At 45.3% G+C, this 823-nt stretch carries 1 protein-coding gene; it reads right to left on the bottom strand.

Features of this window, described 5'->3' with window-relative positions; translation table 11 throughout:
• The coding region (locus GQO39_RS08750; protein ID WP_156851801.1) for a late control protein at positions 1–746 on the bottom strand (746 nt) is incomplete at its 3' end.
• Positions 747–823: the final 77 nt, after the last annotated feature.

The raw sequence follows: 823 nt of genomic DNA on the forward strand, positions 1-823 counted from the left end.
GCTTCTTCTTTACAAGTGTAACAAGTCCGTAAACGCCGCACGGGACCGCTAAAACCTGTCTGATGTTTGACTTGGCATTGCTGCCCTTTTGAGCGGTCAAAATAAAAAGCTTCAATGCTGCCATATTGCGTGCGCGGCTCAAGGGTAAATTCCCAGCTGGAACAGTCATGTTTATGGATGTCGAGGGCTGGTAAATTCTCTCCGCTTAAAAATAAAAACTTATTATCCTTGATTAAAAACCGCGCCTGCATGCGGTCGGCAAGGCGGGTTAAAAAATCAACAGTCGATTGATCTGTACGAATCACATAAGGCAAAGTTTGTTGAGTGAACTGAGGACTAATCTTTGCTTGATAGCCATGGCGTTTGGCTAATGTCTCAACAATCTCGCCAACAGTTTTGTGGTCAAAATGTTCGCTTGTTTGTTCTTTGAGTTCTTTACGCATCGAAGCACTTTTGCCACAAAGGCGCAATATCTCTCCCTCACTGCCACCGGAACTGATCACCGATTCGACAACAAAACGCCCCATAGAAGCACTGATGCTGTTCTCATAGCCAAAGATCACTTGCAGTGCACTGTTGCTTTGCGGAACCTCTAAATCATTGCCACTATCGTCAAACTCTGCTTCAAAGCTATCAGCTTCATTGCCGGCATGATCTGTGATGGTTGCCGTTAAAAGACGCTGGTAAAAAACCTCATGAACAGGTTTGTTTCCCACTTTGACCACAATAAAGGGGTGTGTGCGCATTAATCCCATAGCCGCTTCACCATGCCTTGCCAAAACGCTCCATAGGAACCCATGAGGCAGAAAACTCTTCTTCAAAG

The sequence above is a fragment of the Bartonella refiksaydamii genome, from assembly GCF_902652675.1.
Lineage (GTDB): Bacteria > Pseudomonadota > Alphaproteobacteria > Rhizobiales > Rhizobiaceae > Bartonella > Bartonella refiksaydamii.